Source organism: Phaeobacter sp. S60 (genome assembly GCF_000826845.1).
In the GTDB taxonomy this organism is placed as follows: domain Bacteria; phylum Pseudomonadota; class Alphaproteobacteria; order Rhodobacterales; family Rhodobacteraceae; genus Phaeobacter; species Phaeobacter piscinae.
Genome location: NZ_JSWJ01000003.1, coordinates 243509 through 263750, shown reverse-complemented (window position 1 = coordinate 263750; position 20242 = coordinate 243509). Strand labels below are relative to the sequence as shown.

At 61.6% G+C, this 20242-nt stretch carries 17 protein-coding genes; 11 read left to right on the top strand and 6 right to left on the bottom strand.

Going from position 1 to position 20242, the window contains the following annotated elements; genetic code table 11:
* Positions 1–9 precede the first annotated feature (9 nt).
* Together frr and pyrH are read right to left on the bottom strand one after the other, a co-directional pair.
* Positions 10–573 carry a ribosome recycling factor gene (gene frr / locus OO25_RS02795; protein WP_014874537.1) on the bottom strand — a complete coding sequence of 188 codons (564 nt, stop codon included), beginning with the start codon at positions 571–573 and terminating at the stop codon, positions 10–12.
* 287 nt (positions 574–860) lie between these two features.
* Positions 861–1610 (bottom strand): UMP kinase, encoded by a 750-nt coding sequence (gene pyrH / locus OO25_RS02790; RefSeq protein WP_040168918.1) that lies wholly within the window; start codon positions 1608–1610, stop codon positions 861–863.
* Positions 1611–1757: 147 nt separating this feature from the next.
* Between pyrH and miaA the strand changes: the two genes are divergently transcribed.
* The 6 genes from miaA (at position 1758) to OO25_RS02760 (ending at position 10689) form a co-directional block, all read left to right on the top strand.
* Positions 1758–2630, top strand: a complete 873-nt coding sequence (gene miaA / locus OO25_RS02785; RefSeq protein ID WP_040178361.1) for a tRNA (adenosine(37)-N6)-dimethylallyltransferase MiaA — start codon at positions 1758–1760, stop codon at positions 2628–2630.
* Between the two features lie 291 nt (positions 2631–2921).
* Entirely contained in the window at positions 2922–3746 is an 825-nt protein-coding gene (locus tag OO25_RS02780; RefSeq protein ID WP_040178360.1) for a helix-turn-helix domain-containing protein, read from the top strand.
* 413 nt (positions 3747–4159) lie between these two features.
* Entirely contained in the window at positions 4160–5824 is a 1665-nt protein-coding gene (locus tag OO25_RS02775) for an ABC transporter substrate-binding protein (protein WP_040178359.1), read from the top strand.
* Positions 5825–5994: 170 nt separating this feature from the next.
* A complete protein-coding gene (locus tag OO25_RS02770) occupies positions 5995–7047 on the top strand; it encodes an ABC transporter permease (protein WP_040168913.1) in 1053 nt (350 codons plus the stop codon).
* Between the two features lie 14 nt (positions 7048–7061).
* Complete coding sequence (locus OO25_RS02765) at positions 7062–8504, top strand: ABC transporter permease (RefSeq protein ID WP_040178358.1); 1443 nt, start codon at positions 7062–7064, stop codon at positions 8502–8504.
* Between the two features lie 97 nt (positions 8505–8601).
* Complete coding sequence (locus OO25_RS02760) at positions 8602–10689, top strand: ABC transporter ATP-binding protein (RefSeq protein ID WP_040178723.1); 2088 nt, start codon at positions 8602–8604, stop codon at positions 10687–10689.
* Between the two features lie 46 nt (positions 10690–10735).
* On the opposite strand, the gene OO25_RS02755 is transcribed toward OO25_RS02760, so the two are convergent.
* Both OO25_RS02755 and OO25_RS02750 read right to left on the bottom strand, forming a co-directional pair.
* On the bottom strand, positions 10736–11110 hold the full coding sequence (locus OO25_RS02755) for a hypothetical protein (protein WP_024097407.1): 375 nt from the start codon (positions 11108–11110) through the stop codon (positions 10736–10738).
* A 285-nt stretch (positions 11111–11395) separates the two neighbouring features.
* On the bottom strand, positions 11396–11980 hold the full coding sequence (locus OO25_RS02750) for a lytic transglycosylase domain-containing protein (protein ID WP_024097408.1): 585 nt from the start codon (positions 11978–11980) through the stop codon (positions 11396–11398).
* 343 nt (positions 11981–12323) lie between these two features.
* Between OO25_RS02750 and ssb the strand changes: the two genes are divergently transcribed.
* The gene (ssb, locus tag OO25_RS02745; protein ID WP_040168907.1) at positions 12324–12854 is read left to right on the top strand and encodes a single-stranded DNA-binding protein; all 531 of its coding nucleotides are present in this window, start codon (positions 12324–12326) and stop codon (positions 12852–12854) included.
* A 427-nt stretch (positions 12855–13281) separates the two neighbouring features.
* Complete coding sequence (locus tag OO25_RS02740; protein WP_242406969.1) at positions 13282–15360, top strand: methyl-accepting chemotaxis protein; 2079 nt, start codon at positions 13282–13284, stop codon at positions 15358–15360.
* Between the two features lie 147 nt (positions 15361–15507).
* Here OO25_RS02740 and aroB read toward each other — a convergent pair whose 3' ends face one another.
* Positions 15508–16620: a 3-dehydroquinate synthase gene (gene aroB / locus OO25_RS02735; protein WP_040178722.1), complete on the bottom strand. Its 1113-nt coding sequence runs from the start codon at positions 16618–16620 to the stop codon at positions 15508–15510.
* Between the two features lie 28 nt (positions 16621–16648).
* Entirely contained in the window at positions 16649–17239 is a 591-nt protein-coding gene (locus OO25_RS02730; protein ID WP_040178356.1) for a shikimate kinase, read from the bottom strand.
* A gap of 80 nt (positions 17240–17319) precedes the next feature.
* Here OO25_RS02730 and OO25_RS22915 point away from each other — a divergent pair, with 80 nt between their 5' ends.
* From OO25_RS22915 to OO25_RS02720, 3 genes are read left to right on the top strand one after another with little or no spacing between them, the layout of a single operon-like run.
* On the top strand, positions 17320–17469 hold the full coding sequence (locus tag OO25_RS22915) for a hypothetical protein (RefSeq protein ID WP_175304794.1): 150 nt from the start codon (positions 17320–17322) through the stop codon (positions 17467–17469).
* Positions 17459–19195 (top strand): hypothetical protein, encoded by a 1737-nt coding sequence (locus tag OO25_RS02725; protein WP_139044745.1) that lies wholly within the window; start codon positions 17459–17461, stop codon positions 19193–19195. The genes OO25_RS22915 and OO25_RS02725 overlap by 11 nt, the downstream gene beginning before the upstream one ends.
* A gap of 33 nt (positions 19196–19228) precedes the next feature.
* Positions 19229–20242, top strand: a complete 1014-nt coding sequence (locus OO25_RS02720) for a site-specific tyrosine recombinase XerD (protein ID WP_040178355.1) — start codon at positions 19229–19231, stop codon at positions 20240–20242.

The window sequence follows — 20242 nt, the reverse complement described above, 5'->3', positions numbered from 1 at the left end:
CTGCAGGTGTCAGACCTGCATGATTTCGGCTTGTTTGGTTTCCAGCGCTGCGTCAACGACCTTGATCATCTTGTCGGTCAGCTCCTGAACTTCGCCTTCCCACAGCTTCTGGTCGTCCTCGGACATGCCGTCAGCCTTGGCTTTCTTGATCTGGTCCATACCGTCGCGACGCACATTGCGGATCGACACGCGGGCGTGTTCGGCATATTGGCCGGCCACTTTGGTCAGATCCCGGCGGCGCTCCTCGTTCAGCTCGGGGATCGGCAGCATGATGATGGTGCCGTTGAGCTGCGGGTTGATGCCCAGACCGGATTCGCGGATCGCTTTTTCGACCTTGCCGACCAGACCTTTGTCCCAGACGTTGATGGTGACCATACGCGGCTCGGGCACATTGACAGTGCCAACCTGATTGATCGGTGTCATCGACCCATAGGCATCCACCATAACCGGCTCCAGCATCGACGCGGAGGCGCGACCGGTCCGCAGCGACGCAAATTCGGTCTTGAGGTTGGCCATGGCGCCATCCATGCGGCGCTGTAGATCATCGGTATCGAGAATAAAATCGTCAGACATTCTGCTCTCCCCTGACTTGAGGCGGTGTTTGTATTGCTCATAAGACATTGACGGGGGGTTGTATAGCGATCTTGCCGCAGTTTTGAAGCGCCGGCCTGCCCCGCCGCATGGCCCGCCGCGCTCAGGGATCTGCCATCAAACACGCCCTCGGCGCCTGGTTCAGCCCCCGGCACACCCCCGTCACAACAAAGCCGCGCGCTGGATTGATCCAAACGCACGGCCCGTTTCTGTCTCACCCGCAGGCCGTACGGCCCGGACTGAGCGCCCTCAAATAATGGAGAGGGGTGTTAGCCATGCACCTTGGTATAGGTGCCCTTCCCGGCCAGAATACCGCGGAACCCGCCGGGTTCATCCAAGGGGAACACCATCAGCGGCAGGTTATTGTCGCGCGCCAGCGCAATGGCCGAGGCATCCATCACCTTCAGACGCTTGGCCAGCACCTCATCGTAGGTGATATCATCGTAGCGCACCGCGTCATCATGCTGCGCCGGGTCCTTGTCATAAACGCCATCGACGCCGTTCTTGCCCATGAAGATCGCCTCACAGGCCATCTCATTGGCGCGCAGGGTCGCGGCGGTGTCGGTGGTGAAATAGGGATTGCCTGTCCCGGCGGCAAAGATGCAGACCCGTTTTTTCTCCAGGTGGCGGACCGCGCGGCGGCGGATGTAGGGCTCGGCCACCTCATCCATGCGAATGGCGGAGATCACACGGGTGAACACACCCAAACCTTCCAGCGCCGACTGCATCGCCAGCGCATTCATCACCGTGGCCAGCATCCCCATGTAATCCGCCGTGGTCCGCTCCATCCCCTGGGCAGAGCCGGACAGGCCGCGGAAGATATTGCCGCCGCCGATCACCATGCAGATCTCCACGCCCATATCACGCACGGATTTCACTTCCTGGGCAATGCGCTGGACGGTCGGCGGATGCAGACCATACCCTTGGTCCCCCATCAGTGCTTCACCTGAAATTTTCAGCATGACACGTTTATAGGTTGCCGCCGGCGTGGCCTCCGGCTGATCGTTGGTAAGGGGCATGTTGCGCTCCGGAATATGACGGGGTTACTTTGCGCGCAAAATGAAGCAAATCGGCGGCAGGATCAATGCGGCCTGACATGTTTTTCGGCGCCGCCCTGCTGCTCTGCCCGGCGCGCCGGGGAACATCCGAAGAACAGGACGCCCTGCATGACCGACTTGACCGCGCTGCCAGAGATCCCAGCCCACCAGCCGGTGCTGATCGCCGGGCCAACCGCCTCCGGCAAATCCGCACTGGCCCTGCGGATTGCCGAAACTCAGGGCGGGGTGATCGTCAATGCCGATGCCAGTCAGGTCTATGACTGCTGGCGGGTGATCACCGCCCGCCCCTCGCCTGAGGAAGAGGCGATGGCGCCACATCTGCTCTATGGTCACCAGCCCTATGATGCCGACTATTCCGTCGGCCACTGGCTGCGTGAGGTGCTGCCGCTGCTCAGCGACGGCCCGCGCCCGATTATTGTCGGTGGCACCGGGCTGTACTTCGCCGCGCTCACGCAGGGGCTGGCGGAAATACCCGCCACCCCCGCAGAGGTCCGCCAGCAGGCCGACACGCTGTCGCTCGCGGAGATGTGCGCGGCGCTGGACGCGACCACCGCCGCCCGGATCGACCTGCAAAACCGCGCCCGTGTGCAGCGCGCCTATGAGGTGCTGACCGCTACCGGGCGCGGGCTGGCCGACTGGCAGGCAGACACGCCGCCGCCGCCACTGCCGCTGGATCACTGCACCGGAATTGTCTTTGACACCGACAAGGACTGGCTTGAGGCGCGCATTCGCCGCCGCTTTGATGTGATGATGGATATGGGGGCCATGGCGGAGATCGCTGCCATGCAGGACCGCTATGATCCAACCCTGCCCGCCTGCCGCGCCATCGGAGTGCCGGAACTGATGGCCCATCACCTTGGCGACCTGCCCGAAGACGAGGCCCGCGAGCGTGCGGCGGTCGCCACCCGGCAATTTGCCAAACGCCAGCGCACTTGGTTCCGCGCCCGGATGAAGGGCTGGCACTGCCACCGCCCCGACTAGCTGCCACCGCGTGCTCAGTGCGAGCCCAATGCTACTCTGCGCCCCGGCCGAGCCTCGCTCTGGGCTGCACACTCAGCCAAATTGTCCGTATAGAGGCGCTTCACCTCGAACAGCTTGGACAATCCGTCCCGCTGACTGTGCGGAATGCGCGCAATGTTGCTCAAAACCCATGCGGCGGCTGCGATTCGACTAAATCCTTACGCATTTTTCGGCAAAAACTTGCCAGAATCAGTTTTTCATGGCCATTTGCGCGCACGGAAAATTACGAGCAGCACATACCATATCCATCCTATGCCATTTGACCCCACCCATATCGGCGAGATCACTGTCGCACCGCTGTCGCAGCTGACCCCCGATGGATCTTGGCAGGTCGAATTGGCGCATGATCTCACCGAAAACTTGCTGATCTGGATCACCCGTGGTCAGGGACGGGTTTTTCTGAATGGTCAACAGCGAGGATTTGGTCCCAACAGCGCGATCTTTGTACCTGCTGGCACATTGTGGTCGCTGGAACTGGGCCGTCAGTGTATCGGGCAAGTGATGACAATCCCGGCCTCAACGCCGATGGATTTCCCTGAAAGTGCCGACACATTGCGCATCCCGGACGCGCAGGATCAGGCGGTGATCAACAGCATGTTTCAGGCCATGCAGGCCGAGCAGCAGGATCGCCCGGCGCTGTGGTATCGCGCCATGCAGGCCCATGGCACGCTGATTGCAATCCATGTGAGACGCCTGATGGCGGCACGCAACAGCGCCATCAGCAAACCCACCGCGGCCCAGAGACTTGCGCAGGGCTATTGCGGCCGGATTGTCGAATGCTATGCCCAGCACGCCAGCATGGCGGATCACGCGGCAGCGCTGAATGTGACGCCCACTCATCTGACCCGTGTCTGCAAATCCGAGACCGGCAAGACCGCAGGCGCTCTGCTGACCGAACGCCAGCTCCACGCCGCGCGCAGCCTGCTGATCACCTCTGAACTACCGATGCGCGATATCGCGGCCACGCTTGGCTTTGGCAGTGCGGCCTATTTCACGCGGTTCATCACCCAGCATACCGGCGAAACACCGAGCCGACTGCGCAAACAGGCCCGGGACAAACTGAAGCGCAGCGCCTGATCCGGCAATTTTGGTGCCTCCCTCCAGCCGCTCCAGGTCGGCCGAATTTCACCATCCAACCAACCTTTGACCAATATGGATCTACCCGCACGCGACAGGCTGCGCTTTCTGCAAAGCCATGTCGCGAGTCACCTTGGCAAAGGAGACATGGCAGGACATTGCACTGGGCACTTATGCCCAGTACTAAGGCTTTCGAACGGGCCTTTCAGCACTCAAAATCAAAAAACGACATTCAAAATGTCGTAAAATACATAAGAAAGGTCGATAACCTACATTGACCTACCCCGCGTTCTGGGGCCGAATGGTCATACGGGGAAACAATCGTGAACACAGCACCACAAACGGCACTCGCCAGATCCGACTGGCCCGCCGTCCCAAAAGACAAAATCTTGCGGTGCAACAGGGAGAGCCACATGACAAAAGACACCACCACCGGGACCGATCTGCACCCGGCAGCAAAGATGTATGCGTCAGAAACCCTTGCAGGGAAGATGGACCGCCGCGAATTCATGGCCCGCGCCACTGCGCTTGGCCTCAGCTCGGTGGCGGCATATGGCCTCCTTGGGCTGGACGCACCGGTCCAGGCCGCCGGAGATATGCAGGATGGCGGCACCATGCGCATGCAGATGCTGGTGAAGCCACTGAAAGACCCGCGCACCTATGACTGGTCCGAAATGGGCAACCAGAGCCGCGGCACGCTGGAATATCTGGTCGAATACAACAACGATGGCTCCCTCTCCGGCATGTTGCTGGACAGCTGGGAGATAAATGAAGACGCCACGGTCTATACCCTTAACGTCCGCAAAGGCGTGAAATGGAACAATGGCGATGATTTCACCGCCGAGGATGTGGCCCGCAATATCGCTGGCTGGTGTGACAAGGGCATGGAAGGCAACTCCATGGCCGGCCGTTTTGGCTCATTGGTTGACGAAGCCTCCGGTCAGGCCCGCGACGGTGCAATCGAAGTGGTGGACAGCCACACCGTCCGCCTCAGCCTGCCGAACTCGGATATCTCGCTGATCCCCGGCATGGCCGACTATCCCGCCGCCATTGTCCACTCCAGCTTTCAGACCGACGATTTCACGGCCAATGTTGGCACCGGCCCCTACAAGCTGACCGAGCTTGAGGTCGGCGTGAAGGCCACGCTGGAGCGCAACGAAGATCACACATGGTGGGGCGAAGCCGTCTTTGGTCGTCCGGCGCTGGACCGGATTGAGTATATCGACTTTGGCACCGATTCCTCTTCCTGGCTGGCAGCACTGGAATCCGACGAGGTGGATCTGCTTTATGAATCCGTGGGTGAGTTCATCGACGTCATGGATGGGCTTGGATACCAGAAGTCTGAAGTTGTCACCATGGCCACCATCGTTGTCCGGCCAAACCAATTGGCGGAAGTGGACGGCAAGCAGCCTTACGCCGATAAACGTGTGCGCCAGGCGATTTCCATGGCCGTGGACAATGCGGTCTGCCTGGAACTGGGCTACGGTGGCCGCGGTGAAACTGCCGAAAATCACCATGTTGGCCCAATCCATCCCGAATATGCCGAACTGCCCGCCCGCAAGGTCGACGCTGCCGCGGCAAAGGCTCTGATGGAAGAAGCCGGGATGATGGATTTCGAGCATGAAATCATCTCCATTGACGATGACTGGCGCAAGAACACCACCGATGCGGTCGCAGCGCAGTTGCGCGATGCCGGCTTCAAGGTCAAACGCACAGTGCTGCCCGGCTCCACCTTCTGGAACGACTGGGTGAAATACCCATTCAGCTCCACCAACTGGAACCACCGCCCGCTCGGCGTGCAGATCCACGCGCTGGCCTATCGCTCGGGCGAGGCCTGGAATGAATTTGGCTGGTCCAACGCAGAATTCGACGGGCTGCTGACTGAGGCGCTGGCTATTGCGGATGCTGACAAGCGCCGTGAGGTCATGGCCAAGATGGAAGCGATCATCCAGGATGAGGGCGTGACCATCCAGCCTTACTGGCGCTCGCTCTACCGCCACATGCGGGAAGGCGTCGTCGGCGCGGATATGCACATTTCCTATGAGCATCATCACTACAAATGGGGCTGGTCGGCCTGATCCTGCCAACTCACCTATCCCGCATCTGCCCCGTCACCGGGGCAGATGCTGCCAGCGCAGCTGCCACAGCCGCCAGCTCACCCGCCGTCGGACCTCAGCTCTAGCGCAGCCTCTGCGCTGCCTCCGATCGCGCATGGCAGACCAACCGGACTTTGCCAACAGGACTTTGCATGGGACTTTTTATTCTGCGCCGAACGGGCGTGATGATCCTGACGGCGCTCTGCCTCACCTTCATCGTGTTCATTCTGACCAACCTCTATCCTAATCTTGAAAAACTGGCCAAGACCGAGGGCAACTTCCGCATGTCGGATGAGGCCGTCGCCAGCTGGTTGGACAAAAACGGCTATCTGCAGCCAATGCCGGTAAAATATGGTCAATGGCTGGGGGTGCTCCCCGGCTGGCGCACCATCACGGATGAGGGTGTCACCGGCCGCTGCATCACGGGCGTTGTCACCGTGGAGGAGGCCGAGGACGCCCCGTCATTCTGTGGCGTGCTGCAGGGGGACTGGGGCTATTCCACCCGGTTCAAGGATGAAGTCTGGACCATTATTCAGACCCGGCTTGGCAATACCGCCTTCCTGATGATGTGGGTGTTGATCCTTATGGTGCCTTCGGCGCTGCTGATCGGTGTTCTGGCAGGTATGCGCGAAGGCTCTGTCACCGACCGGTCCCTCTCCACCGCCTCCATCCTGACAACCGCCACCCCGGAATATGTCTCCGGCGTGATTTTCATTGCGGTGTTCACCTCCTCCGCGGTGGGGCTCAAATGGTTCAAGGGCACGGCGACCTCTGCGATGAAGGACGCCAATTTTGAGAATTTCTTCCTGCCGGTGCTGACCATCGCCCTTTATGGGATCGGCTATATCGCCCGGATGACCCGCGCCTCCATGACTGAGGTGATGACCGCGCAATATATCCGCACTGCCCGGCTGAAGGGCGTGAGCTTTCCGAAGATTGTCATGCGCCACGCCCTGCGCAACGCATTGATTGCCCCCTTCACCGTGATCATGCTGCAGTTCCCATGGCTGCTGAATGGTGTGGTGATCGTGGAGACGCTGTTCAACTACAAAGGCTTCGGCTGGGCCCTGGTGGAGGCGGCAGGCAACAATGACATCGAACTGCTCCTCGGCATTTCCGTGGTCTCCGTCGTCGTGGTGCTGCTCACCCAGCTGATCTCCGATATCGGCTATGTCTATCTCAACCCCCGCATCCGGATTTCCTGAAGGAGGAACGCACTATGGACCCTCTCAGCTGGACCGGGAGCCTCTCTTTTCTCACCCCTGTGCTGATGCTTGCCCTGGTGGCGCTTGCCGCCTCTGTGATCGCCTGGCTGGTGCTCAGCATTATGACCACAAGCCCCACAATGGCGGTGAACGCCCACCGCAGCGCTAGTCTCGCCACAACGCCGGATGTGCTGGCCGGTATCGCCGTGCGCTACAGTTTTCTCGCGGTGATCGTGCTGATCGTCATCTACATTCTGTTTGGCGTCATCTTCGGCGCCTCCGGTGGCATCGTTGGTGCCATGGCGCAGTTGCTCTTGCCGGTGTGGAGTGCATTGATCGCACTTTTTGCCGTCTCCATCACCTTCAAGCGGCGTCTGGGTCTCTACGGGAAACTGTTTGACAGCCCCATCGGCATGATCGGCTTTGCGCTGGTGATGTTCTGGGTCTTTACCGGGGTGCTTGGCGCGATGGATCTGATCGCACCACATGACCCGCTGGCGCAGGTTTCCGGCCTCAAGAACAAACTGCCCGGCACCCCGCTGCCGGGTGCCGAGGCCGATGCAGGCATCGCGGCCTGGTATCTGCTTGGCGGTGACAATCTGGCGCGTGATGTGTTCAGCCGCCTGATAGATGGCGCCTGGGTGGTGGTGCAGATCGCGCCGCTGGCGACGCTCTTTGCCTTTATGGTGGGGATCACGCTGGGGCTGCCTGCGGGGTATTACGGCGGCCTATGGGACACGGTTCTGTCCTTCCTTGCCAACCTGATCCTCGCCTTCCCGGTGATCCTGCTGTTCTACCTGCTGGTCACGCCGGAGATCATCGAAACAGGCCTGCCGCAATATATCGCCGTGGTGCTCTTTGCCTTCCCGCTGATCTTTGTTGCGGTGCTGATCCATTCACGCTTTCGCACCCGCCCGCAACATAATGCCATCTGGCTGGCCATTGTGCTGGTCCCCGGTCTCCTCGCCTATCTGTCGCTGATCAATGAACCCGGGTCGAAGATCACCTTCTGGCCACTGGATCTCTTTGACGTGCCGGGCGGTATTCTGGTGGTCTTTGTCTCCGTAGTGTTTGTGAATTCGCCCACAGTGTTCCGCATCGTGCGCGGCCTGACCATGGATATCAAAACCCGCGACTATGTTGCCGCCGCCCAGACCCGGGGGGAGCGCCCGTGGTACATCATGCTCTGGGAAATCCTGCCCAATGCCCGTGGCCCGCTGATCGTCGATTTCTGCCTGCGCATCGGTTATACCACCATCCTCCTCGGAACCTTGGGCTTCTTTGGGCTAGGGCTGCCGCCGGAAAGCCCGGACTGGGGCAGCACGATCAATGACGGGCGTAAGCTGTTGTCGATCTATCTGCATCCGCCGCTGCCCCCAGCGCTGGCGTTGCTGAGCCTTGTTCTAGGCCTCAACCTGCTGGCGGATGGCCTGCGCGAAGAAAGCCTGCGCGACTGATATGACCCTCTCCGGGGGCGCTGCCCCCGGACCCCCGAGATATTTGGAGCCAGAAGATGCCTTTCACGGCGTCAACCAGCCCTCCAGGGAGACCAAGATGAACAAACTCGCAGAGTATGACGGCCCGATCCTGGAAATCGACAAACTGTCGATCTCCTTCTTTACCCGGCTGCGGGAAATTCCTGCGGTGATGGATTTCTCCGTCTCGGTGATGCCCGGTGAAGCCGTGGGACTGGTCGGTGAAAGCGGCTGCGGCAAATCCACCGTGGCGCTGGGTGTGATGCAGGACCTCGGCAAGAACGGCCGCATTGTTGGCGGATCAATCAAGTTCAAGGGGCGCGATCTGGCGGAGATGTCGGCGGACGAGCTGCGCGACGTGCGCGGCAATGAGATCGCGATGATCTATCAGGAGCCGATGGCCTCGCTTAACCCGGCGATGAAAATCGGCAAACAGCTGATGGAAGTGCCGATGATCCATGAGGGCGTCAGCAAGGAAGAGGCCTACAGGCGCGCTCTTGAGGTGGTCACCGATGTGCGCCTGCCTGATCCCGAACGGATGCTCAATTCCTTCCCGCATCAGCTGTCCGGCGGCCAGCAGCAGCGCATCGTGATCGCCATGGCGCTGATGTCGAAACCCGCCCTCCTCATCCTGGATGAGCCGACCACCGCGCTGGATGTGACCGTGGAGGCCGCCGTGGTCGAGCTGGTCAAGGATCTGGGCAAGAAATACGGCACCTCGATGCTGTTCATCTCCCACAACCTCGGTCTGGTGCTGGAAACCTGCGACCGGCTCTGCGTGATGTATTCCGGTGAAGCGGTGGAGCGCGGCTCCATCCATGATGTGTTTGACGAGATGCAGCACCCCTATACGCAAGCGCTGTTTCGCTCCATCCCGCTGCCGGGCGCGGACAAAAACGCCCGCCCGCTGGTGGCGATCCCCGGTAATTTCCCGCTCCCGCATGAGCGCCCGCCCGGCTGCAACTTCGGCCCGCGCTGCGATTATTTCGAGGCCGGGCGTTGCGATGCGCAGGACATTCCGATGGTGCCGGTGCATGGCAATGACCGCCATCACACCCGCTGCCTGCGCCATGATGAAATCGACTGGAACGCGCCGATCACAGTTGGTGAGCAGAAGGAAAAACCCGAGGTTGGCGAGGTTGTTCTGAAAATCGACGCGCTGCGCAAATATTATGAGGTCTCCGCCAATGCGCTGTTTGACAGTGGCGCGCGCAAGGTGGTGAAGGCCAATGAAACCCTCAGTTTCGAGGCCCGCGAAAGCGAGACGCTCGCCATCGTTGGCGAGAGCGGCTGCGGTAAATCCACCTTCGCCAAGGTGCTGATGGGATTGGAGACAGCAACCGCGGGCGCCATTCAGCTGGATGGCAAGAACATCGAAACCACCCCGATTGAACAGCGCGACACCCGCACGGTGTCGGATGTGCAGATGGTGTTCCAGAACCCGTTTGACACGCTGAACCCGTCGATGACCGTGGGCCGGCAGATCATGCGGGCGCTGGAGATCTTTGGCATCGGCGACAGCACCGCCGCGCGCAAGGAACGGATGCTAGAGCTGTTGGATCTGGTGAAACTGCCGCGCGCCTTTGCCGACCGGATGCCACGGCAGCTGTCAGGCGGGCAGAAACAGCGCGTCGGCATCGCCCGCGCCTTCGCCGGTGGCGCGCGTATTGTGGTCGCCGATGAACCGGTCTCGGCGCTGGATGTGTCGGTGCAGGCGGCGGTGACCGATCTGCTGATGGAAATCCAGCGCAAGGAGAAGACAACGCTGCTGTTCATCTCCCATGACCTCAGCATCGTGCGCTATCTCAGCGACCGGGTGATGGTGATGTATCTGGGCCATGTGGTCGAGCTGGGCACCACCGATCAGGTTTTTGCCCCGCCCTATCACCCCTATACCGAGGCACTGCTGAGTGCAGTGCCGATCGCCGATACATCGGTTGAGAAACGCCACATCGTGCTGGAGGGCGATATCCCATCGGCGATGAACCCGCCGCCCGGCTGCCCATTCCAGACCCGCTGTCGCTGGAAATCCAAAGTGGCCGGCAACCTCTGCGAGGCAGAGGTTCCGCCGGTGCGCACCCTCGCAGGCGGCCATCAGGTGAAATGCCACCTCAGCGATGCCGATCTGAAAGAAATGGAACCGGTCATAAAAATCGCCGCCGAGTGATCGGCGGCGCGATTTGACCGGTGCTGGATCGGGGCTGCTGGCGGGATTATCCCAAGAGCAGCATCACGATGATCAGCAGGTTCATCGACGCAAACTGCATCAGGCGCGGCATGTCGTGACGGCGCAGCACGGCATAGGCGGCCAGCGCCAGTGACAGGCCCGCGCCAGCCATGGAGGCACCGCCGATCAGCAGACCGGTCAGGCCGGTGTTCGGCCCCCAGGGCGCGCCGGGGGTATAAATCCCCTTCAGGCCCACCCCGATCAGGATCCCCAGGATGGCACCGGCCAAGGTGAATTCCACCCCCCGCACCGCCAGCGGCGGGCGGTCGGCCATCACGCTGTCAACGATCTGTGGCGACGGGCCGGACTGGGGCTGCCACTGCATCTGGGTAAGACGTTCGTCAAAGCGTTTGAAAGACACCGGGATATTCCTCTTCTGAAGCTTCCCACTAGGTGCCAAGAGATTAAGGCAACTTTCTGGCAGACAGACGGAGTTAACACGGCATTAAGGAAGATTATCAGCAGATTAACGCCGATCCCCGGCGCAATCGGCAATGCGCTGCCGAAACGGCACCCAAACATCAGGACGGGTGAGAAAAAACGCCGCCGCATCAGGACAGCTTGGAACCACAGATCTGCGCGCAGGGGGTCAAACCTCCCCCGCCAGATACATGCCTGTTTCCGCAGCAGTCTGGCAGCGCCGATGTCAGCTGCCCCAGATCTTCTTCACGTAATTCTGGGTTTCGCGGTAGGGCGGCACGCCGCCGTGTTTACGCACCGCCTCAGGCCCTGCGTTATAAGCCGCCAGCGCCAACCGCCAGGAACCGAACTTGCGGTATTGCCGCGCCAGATACCGCGCGCCGCCTTCTAGGTTCTGCTTGGGATCGGACGCATCCACCCCCAGCGCCTTGGCGGTGGCGGGCATCAGCTGCGCCAGTCCTAATGCGCCCTTGTGGGACTTCGCCGTGGGGTTCCAGCCGCTCTCCTGCTGCACCAGTCGCAAGAACAGATCTTCGGGCACGCCATGTTTCTGCGCCGCTGCCCGCGCGACATTTAGATATTTGCCGCGGTATTTGCCACTATAGGGAAGGCTGCCGTATTTCGACGGTGTGTGAATGGTCGGCGGCTGCAGGCGGATCGAATTCTTGTACTGCCCAGACGCCCGTTCATCCAACACCCGCGCCTGCGAAGCAAACAGCTTGCGCTGGCTCTTTGTGCTGAACATATCCGCAGTTGCAACCTGACCCGACAGAACCCCGGTCACCGCAACCCCCACCAACAGTTTACGCATTAAAAACGCCTTGTCCCGCCCCGGTTTCCCTGTCCTTGATTGCGCGAAACTATAGCCGGATTGACTAAAAAGAAAAGCACCATCGCATATTCCCGTCCGCCACCGCCCTGCCTCACGGCGCGCCTGCGCAAAATCTGTGGATGATCCCAGATATCCGGGCCTGCCGACTTTCATGTGGCGACCTTGGGCGGTACTGTGGCCGCCAACCCGGCGCGACCAGATTCGGACCGGACAGAATTCATACCCCGACGGGGTCCGCTGAAACCGCTGAGCTGGAAGGGAAGACCACCTGGCTTTGGCTGATTTTCGCGGCTTCGAACGACCAGACCAAGAGGACAGACCCATGGCAGGCTCAGTCAACAAAGTAATCCTGATCGGCAACCTCGGCCGTGATCCCGAAGTGCGCAGTTTCCAGAACGGCGGCAAGGTCTGCAACCTGCGGATCGCCACCTCGGAAACCTGGAAAGACCGCAACACCGGCGAGCGGCGCGAGAAAACCGAATGGCATTCGGTCGCCATCTTCTCCGAAGGTCTGGTCCGCGTGGCAGAGCAGTACCTGCGCAAAGGATCCAAGGTCTATATCGAAGGCCAGTTGCAGACCCGTAAATGGCAGGACCAGAGCGGCCAGGACCGCTATTCGACCGAGGTCGTCCTGCAGGGCATCGGCGGCACGCTGACCATGCTCGATGGGCGCAATGACGGCGGTCAGGGCGGCGGCGGTGGCGGCTACGGTGGTGGCAGCGGCGGCGGCTATGGTGGTGGCGGTGGTGGCTACGACAGCGGTCAGGGTGGCGGCAATCAGGGCGGTGGCTTTGGCGGCGGCAACCAGGGTGGCGCGTCACACAACATCGACGATGACGAGATCCCGTTCTAAGGACGAATCACCTCTTCATCCGGGCGGCAACGCCCTGATACAAACACACCAAAAAAGTGCAGGCCTCGACCAGGCCTGCACTTTTTTAGTGTAAACCTCTGAATTTTAAAAAGGAACGACCTTGCGTTTTCAGCGACGTCACCTGCCTTAAAAATACGGGTATTTTGCATGTATCTTTTATTTGAACTGCTCCAAAGCGTTTCAAATACACATTCTATTAGGGTCTCAAACACTACAATTTGTGCAGTATTAACGTTACGCCGGAGCGCAGAGTATGATCACCCGCCTGTTACAAAAAATATCCATCCGTACCAAAATACTGACCATGATAGGGTTGCCCCTCCTAATCATTGTCGGGATGTCCGGGGCGGTTTTATACTCGCTCAATAAGCGCGCCAGCTTTGATACATCACTAACGCGGGACATCATGCTGACGGTTGGAGATCTCGTCCATAATCTGCAGCTGGAGCGGGGGCTATCGGCGACATTTCTGACCGGTGACTCTTCTGCCGTACCACAGACACTAACCGAACAGCGGCAAAAAGCGCAGGATCTGCGCCTCCATATGCTTGAGGTAATCGAATCTGCGGATCTGTCACAGCTGCACGAAAACACCCGCGGCTTCGTCGAACTCGCCCACGATGAATTGGAAGCCTTGGACGGCATCCGCACCCAGATCGAAAACCGCAGCATCAGCGCGCCCGAAATGATCGATTTCTACACCGAGGTGAACATACATCTGCTGGAAACTGCTCTGGCGTTCGAGGTGCTGGTACCCGATACCGAACTGGCGGAACGCGCGATGGCCTTCACCTATTTTCAGATGGCTAAAGACGCCTATGGGATCCAGCGCACGATCGGTGCAGAGGGCTTTGCACACGGTTGGAGCGACATGCTGCGCTCCCGGATGACTGTATCGTATCTGCAATCAAAAGAGAGAATGCGGGTGTTCCACGAGCTTTCAGACAGCAAAAGCGCGCATCTCTTCGACGACCGCGCAGAAGGCGAGGTTTATCAGAGCTTCGACAGGATCCGGGCGGCCGCTATCGACAACAATGCGCCGGAAACTCTAACCGCGCAGCAATGGGTCAAGCTCGCAACCGCGGCGATCGAGGTTGTCGTAGACGTCGAATCCGAGATCCGCAGAGAACTTCTGGCCGACTTCCAAACTTTTGACACCTACAACAAAAATGCCTTCTACTCGGCGCTGGTCGGCCTTTTGCTGGTGCTTGTGTTCATTGGCCTCAGCGCTACCTTGATAGCCCGGGACATCGCCGGCGGCGTGCGCATGGTCACCTCCGCCCTGGAGCGGATCAGCGCTGGTGAACTGGATGAAGATATCTCCGGTAAATCGCGCCGGGATGAGGTCGGCAGCATCGCCCGTCAGGCTGAAATCCTACGTGGATACGCGGTCGAGAAGCGAGAGGCTGATGAGCAGCTCAATCGCGCGATGGCCGAGCAGAAACAGGTCTCCGACGCCATCGCCACGGCGCTGAATCAGCTTAGCAATAAAGTTCTGGTCTATCGTCTGGACGATAACTTTCCTGAGGAATTCAAGAAGCTTCAGATCGATTTTAATGATCTGGCCCAATCGCTTGAGGATGCCATGGGCACGGTGCGCAGCACTGCGCTCACGGTCGGGGATGACAGCCAGACCATCGCGGCGAATATGGATGACCTGTCCCGCCGAACGGAATCGCAAGCCGCTGCACTGGAGCGGTCGACCCAAGCGATGAACGAAATCACCACCAGTGTCGGCGAATCCGCCCGCAACGCCAAAGATGCCGAAACCATCGCAGGCACCACCCAGGACAAGGTCAACGATTGCGAAGACATCGTGCAGAAAACCGTGACCGCAATGGAGGAGATCCGAGCCTCCTCGGATGAGATCTCCCAGATCACCAAGGTGATCGAGGATATCGCCTTCCAGACCAATCTCCTTGCGCTCAACGCCGGGGTTGAGGCCGCCCGCGCTGGAGAAGCCGGACGTGGCTTTGCCGTTGTCGCCAGCGAAGTGCAGCGCCTGGCGCAGCGTTGCTCCGATGCGGTGTCGCAGATCGACGAGATCACCGCCCGCAGTTCGTCTCAGGTCAATACGGGCTCCACCCTTGTTGGCTCCGCCGGAACGGCAATGGCCGATGTCAGCACGCAGGTGAGCGCGATTTCCGAGCTGATCGTCTCCATCGCCAGGGGGTTGGATGCCCAGTCCTCACAGCTGAGCGAAGTCAATCACGCCGTCGGCGAGATGGAGCAGATGACCCAGACCAATGCCGCCATGACCGAGGAAACCACCGCCTCCGCCACCCAGCTGTTCCAGCAGGCGCGTGAGTTGAACACCATGATCGGCGCCTTCCAGCTGGACGGTCCCGCCACCTCCTCGACACCGGAAGAGATGGCGCACGATGCTGAGATGGCGGCACAGATGCAGGCCACCGGCGACGGCGCATCGGATGTTTCCAATGAGGGCAGTTTCGACACACCGGACGACGAATCCTGGGTGGCCTGAGCTCCTCTCTCCCCGATCACGACAAACGACAAAAGCCCTCGCGCTCTGCGGGGGCTTTTGTCATGTGACGGTCAATAAAGTGCACGCCTTGGCAGATCTTGGTCCTGTCGTTTTCTCAGACTGTGGGAACCGCTACGGGGTAAGCGACTATTTCACAGCCAAAGCGTCCCGCAGTACATCCAGCACCGCCGCTTGCGGTACATCCCCGGTGACAAAGGCCTGACCGATGCCGCGTGCGAGGATAAAGCGCAGCTGACCGTCAACCACCTTCTTGTCCTGCCCCATCAGCGCCAGCAGCGCCTCGGCATCCGGCAGTTCGCCTGGAATATCCGCAAGATCGGTCTTCATGCCCATCGCCTTCAGATGGGCCCGCACCCGGCTGGGATCCTCCTGGCTGCACAGCCCCAGCCGCGCCGACAGCTCAAACGCCAGCGCACAGCCAATCGCGACCCCTTCGCCATGCAACAGCCGGTCGCTATAGCCCGTTGCCGCCTCCAGCGCATGGCAGAAGGTATGGCCAAGGTTCAGCAGCGCGCGGTCGCCCTGCTCGGTCTCATCGCGCACGACAATATCGGCCTTCATCTGCACCGAGCGTGTCACCGCCTCGACCCGCGCTGCCATGTCACCCGCCGCCAGTGCCGGGCCTTGCGCCTCCAGCCAGTCAAAGAACTCCGCATCGCCAAGCAGCCCGTATTTCACCACTTCGCCATAGCCGGCCAGAAAATCGCGCGGGGTCAGCGTACCCAGCAGCGCTGTATCCGCCAGCACCAGCGAGGGCTGGTGAAAGGCGCCGATCAGGTTCTTGCCCTGCGGCGCATTGATGCCGGTCTTGCCGCCGACCGAGCTGTCCACCTGCGCCAGCAGCGACGTCGGGATCTGCACAAACCGCACCCCGCGCCGCAGCACTGCCGCCGCAAAGCCTGCAAGATCGCCAATCACACCACCGCCAAAGGCGATGACAATATCGCCGCGCTCCACTTTCTGCGCCAGCAGCCATTCCACCGCGCGGCTGAACTGCGGCCAGGCCTTGGTGCTCTCCCCCGGCGGCAGCGCCAGCGCCGCCATCTCGATCCCGGCGGTCGCCAGGCCTGCGCGCAACCCCTCAAGGTGATGCGCCGCCACGGTTTCATCGGTCAGCACCGCCACCTTTGGACGGCGCAGCATCGGTTTCAGGCGTGCGCCCGCATCTGCCAGCAGATCCGGCCCGATCACCACATCATATGCGCGCGCTCCCAGCGCCACATGCACGCTGCGTTCCAGCATTGCCTGCTCCATCACACCCACTCCGTCACACCCACTCAAGCACATCCGGGCGGGCGCGCAGCGCCTCGACAACCCGGTTTACCATTTCATCAATCGACGCCTGCCCATCCGACTGCACCGTCAGATCCGCCTGCGCATAATAGGGCACCCGCTCATGATAAAGCGCCGACAGCGTCGCATGGGGATCCTCAGTGCGCAGCAGCGGCCGGGTGTCGCGATGTTTCACCCGGTTCCACAGCACCTCAAGGTCGGCATTCAGCCAGATCGCAACACCGCGCTCCGAGATGATCTGACGGTTTTCCGCCGCCAGAAACGCGCCGCCGCCTGTAGACAGCACACCGCGTTCCTCATCCAGCAACCGCCGGATCACCTGACGCTCCTTCTGTCGAAAGAACGGCTCGCCATCGCGGGCAAAGATTTCGGGAATCGTGCGGTTGGCCGCGGCCTCGATTTCATGGTCACTGTCCAGAAACGGGGCCTTCAGACGGGCCGCCAGGGCACGGCCCACCGCCGTCTTCCCTGCCCCCATCATGCCCACCATCACGATGGTTTTTTTCAGCGCACCGGGCACCCGGCGGTCACCCGCGCCACTGAGTGTTTGCTCTTTTTCGCTCATTCTTCAGTGAATGACGTGATATTGCTAAAAAGGCCATATATAACTTGCACAAAAGCCAAAGAAGCAGTGAGCGGACACCCATGGGGCGATTGATCAAATACTTCCTTTATTTAGTTGTTCTGGCAGCGATCGGTCTGGTGATCTATGCCTATGTGGGACCGTGGTTCGGGGCGGATTTCGACGCCCCCACCGCAGAGGCCCGCAAACCGGTGGTTCTGAATGCCGACTAGACAGCGGCGTGGTGAGTCGGCTCGGGCAGCTCCGGCGGCTCTGCTTGCGCGCAGCACCTCTGCCAGCGCAGCCCCCCGGCCCAATCATCTGATGAACCACCTGCTGGCGCTGGGGCTTGGCGTCGCGACGTCCGGGTTTGCTGCGGCGGCCACCGCCCAGACGCCAGCCGCTCCTGCGGCCTCACCTGTGGCGCAATCCGGCCCGCCCGGCACGGCGACCAGCCGCGGCACCCCCCGCGCGGGCAGCGGTACAGCCAAGCCCGACGACCCGCTCGCCGCCATCGACTGGCTGGCCACACCGGCGCCTGATGCAGGGCTGCCGGGCACCGTCCTGCTGGAACCACCCGTCGCAGGTTCCGCCCGCCGCCCGGAGGTGACCGTCACCCCGCTGGCCAGCCTTGTGGCGCCCATCGGCCTGGTCAAACCAGCCTCCACCGGCCTGCCCGTCGATCTCTGGCGCGGCAGCAACGCCGAGGCGCTCGCCACGCTGCTGGCCTCCGTTCCCGTGCGCAAATCCCCGGCGATGCAGTCGCTGATGTTCACCTTGCTGCTGTCGGAGACCCGCCCACCGGTTGAGGGCGGCGAAACCCTGTTGCTGGCACGGCTGGACCGGCTGATGGATCTGGGCGCGCCGGACCCTGCACAGGCACTGGCCGAACAGGCGGGGCCCACCCGCAGCAAGGCACGATTCAAACGCTGGTTTGACGCCACCCTCTTGACCGGCGACGAGCAGCAGGCCTGCAGCGCGCTGCAGGATCGGCCGCATCTGGCGCCGGATTATGCCGCCCGGATCTTCTGTGCCGCCCGGCTTGGCGATTGGCCCACCGCCGCGCTGCTGCTGGAGGCCGCCCACGCGCTGGAGCTGGTGGACAGCCGCCAGCTCGACCTACTCGACCGGTTCCTGAACCCCGATGTGTTTGAGGATGCACCGCCGCTGCGCGCGCCGAAATCCCCGGACCCGCTGACCTTCCGCCTCTATGAAACCATCGGAGAACGTCGTCCCACCAGCAACCTGCCGCGCGCCTTTGCGGCGGCGGATCTGCGCGACATCGCCGGCTGGAAGGCCCAGCTTGAGGCGGCGGAACGGCTGACCCGGATCGGTGCGCTGAACCCCAATCACCTGCTCGGTCTTTATACCGAACGCAGCCCCGCGGCCTCCGGCGGTATCTGGGATCGGGTTGCAGCACTACAACGCTTTGAAACCGCACTGGAAACCGGCAGCGCCGAGGCGGTGAGCAAAACCCTGCCCAAAGTCTGGCGCGCCATGCAAGCAGCGCAGATCGAAACCGCCTTTGCCGATCTCTTTGCCGATCAGCTGGCGCGCATCCCGCTGGAGGGTCAGGCGGCCAATCTGGCCTGGCGCATTCGCCTGCTCGCCCCAACCTATGAAACCGCCTCTCACAGTCCGCCCCCGTCGCAGGGACGCAGCGCCTTTGTTGCCGCCGTGGCGCAGGGGGTGCCCACGCAGGAGTTGGCCCGGAACGGTGTCGAACAGGCCATCGCCGCCGCCTTTGCTGCCGATAGTGCCGCGCCGCGCAAATTGCAACGGCTGCTCGACAACGGCCAGCTGGGTGAGTCGATCCTGCGCGCGATGCAGCTCTTTGCACAAGGCGCGGACGGCAATCTTGGCGATCTGACCGATGCACTGGCCACCTTCCGCGCTGTCGGGCTGGAGGACACCGCCCGCCGCGCCGCGCTTCAGCTGTTGTTGCTGGACCACCGTTGACGGTCCCCGGCATGACATGAAACACCCCCAGCCATGACCCCACCCATCGCCCAGCCAGCCAACGCCCCGCAGGATGATCTGCAATGGATCGCCACCTTTCTGGATGCGCAGGCCGCCGATCTTGGTGCGGCGCGCAACACGCTGCTGGCCTATGGTCGCGACCTGAAGGATGTGGCCAGTTGGCTTGCGCATAAAAACCGCGCCTTTGGCAGCGCCTCCCGCGAAGATATCGAGGCCTATCTGATCGCCTGCGACGCCGAAGGGCTGGCCCGCGCCACCCGCGCCCGTCGTCTCTCCGCAATCAAACAGATCTACCGTTTCGCCTTCGACGAGGGCTGGCGCAGCGACAACCCTGCCATCCAGATCAAGGGACCGGGCCGCAAAAAGGCGCTGCCCAAAACGCTGGAAGTGATCGAGGTGGACCGGCTTCTGGATGCGGCGCGCCAATCCGGGCGCAGCACCGCCGACCGGCTGCGCAACACCTGCCTGATGGAGCTGCTTTATGCCACCGGTATGCGCGTGAGCGAACTGGTCGGTCTGCCCGTCGCCGCCGCACGGGGTGATCCGCGCATGTTGCTGGTGCTGGGCAAGGGCGGCAAGGAACGGATGGTGCCGCTCTCTCCCCCCGCCCGCGACGCGCTGGCCGCCTGGCTCACCACGCGCGATGCCGCTGAGGAGGCCGCCGTGGCCAAAGGCGCCGCCCCTTCGCGCTTCCTGTTTCCCTCGCGTGGCAAATCCGGCCACCTGACCCGGCACCGCTTTTATCTGCTGATCAAGGAGTTTGCCGTCACTGGCGGCCTCCCGCCCGAGGCTGTCTCGCCCCACACCCTGCGCCACGCCTTTGCCACGCATCTGCTGACCAATGGCGCTGATCTGCGGGCCATTCAGGCGCTGCTGGGCCACGCTGATATTGCCACGACGGAGATCTACACCCATGTGCTGGACGCCCGCCTGAGTGAATTGGTGCTGGAACATCACCCGCTGGCGCGCAAAGACACCGGATCAGACACCCCCCCGCAGCCGGGCGACGACGACGCGACAGACTAA

Excerpts from the sequence above, each read along its gene's own strand:
- OO25_RS02725 (WP_139044745.1), top strand. The coding sequence starts at position 17,459 with ATGCCGACTAGACAGCGGCGTGGTGAGTCGGCTCGGGCAGCTCCGGCG.
- frr (WP_014874537.1), bottom strand. The coding sequence starts at position 573 with ATGTCTGACGATTTTATTCTCGATACCGATGATCTACAGCGCCGCATG.
- OO25_RS02780 (WP_040178360.1), top strand. The coding sequence starts at position 2,922 with ATGCCATTTGACCCCACCCATATCGGCGAGATCACTGTCGCACCGCTG.
- OO25_RS02765 (WP_040178358.1), top strand. The coding sequence starts at position 7,062 with ATGGACCCTCTCAGCTGGACCGGGAGCCTCTCTTTTCTCACCCCTGTG.
- OO25_RS02720 (WP_040178355.1), top strand. The coding sequence starts at position 19,229 with ATGACCCCACCCATCGCCCAGCCAGCCAACGCCCCGCAGGATGATCTG.
- OO25_RS02750 (WP_024097408.1), bottom strand. The coding sequence starts at position 11,980 with ATGCGTAAACTGTTGGTGGGGGTTGCGGTGACCGGGGTTCTGTCGGGT.
- OO25_RS02760 (WP_040178723.1), top strand. The coding sequence starts at position 8,602 with ATGAACAAACTCGCAGAGTATGACGGCCCGATCCTGGAAATCGACAAA.
- OO25_RS02740 (WP_242406969.1), top strand. The coding sequence starts at position 13,282 with ATGCTGACGGTTGGAGATCTCGTCCATAATCTGCAGCTGGAGCGGGGG.
- pyrH (WP_040168918.1), bottom strand. The coding sequence starts at position 1,610 with ATGCCCCTTACCAACGATCAGCCGGAGGCCACGCCGGCGGCAACCTAT.
- OO25_RS02730 (WP_040178356.1), bottom strand. The coding sequence starts at position 17,239 with ATGAGCGAAAAAGAGCAAACACTCAGTGGCGCGGGTGACCGCCGGGTG.
- OO25_RS22915 (WP_175304794.1), top strand. The coding sequence starts at position 17,320 with ATGGGGCGATTGATCAAATACTTCCTTTATTTAGTTGTTCTGGCAGCG.
- OO25_RS02770 (WP_040168913.1), top strand. The coding sequence starts at position 5,995 with ATGGGACTTTTTATTCTGCGCCGAACGGGCGTGATGATCCTGACGGCG.
- miaA (WP_040178361.1), top strand. The coding sequence starts at position 1,758 with ATGACCGACTTGACCGCGCTGCCAGAGATCCCAGCCCACCAGCCGGTG.
- OO25_RS02775 (WP_040178359.1), top strand. The coding sequence starts at position 4,160 with ATGACAAAAGACACCACCACCGGGACCGATCTGCACCCGGCAGCAAAG.
- ssb (WP_040168907.1), top strand. The coding sequence starts at position 12,324 with ATGGCAGGCTCAGTCAACAAAGTAATCCTGATCGGCAACCTCGGCCGT.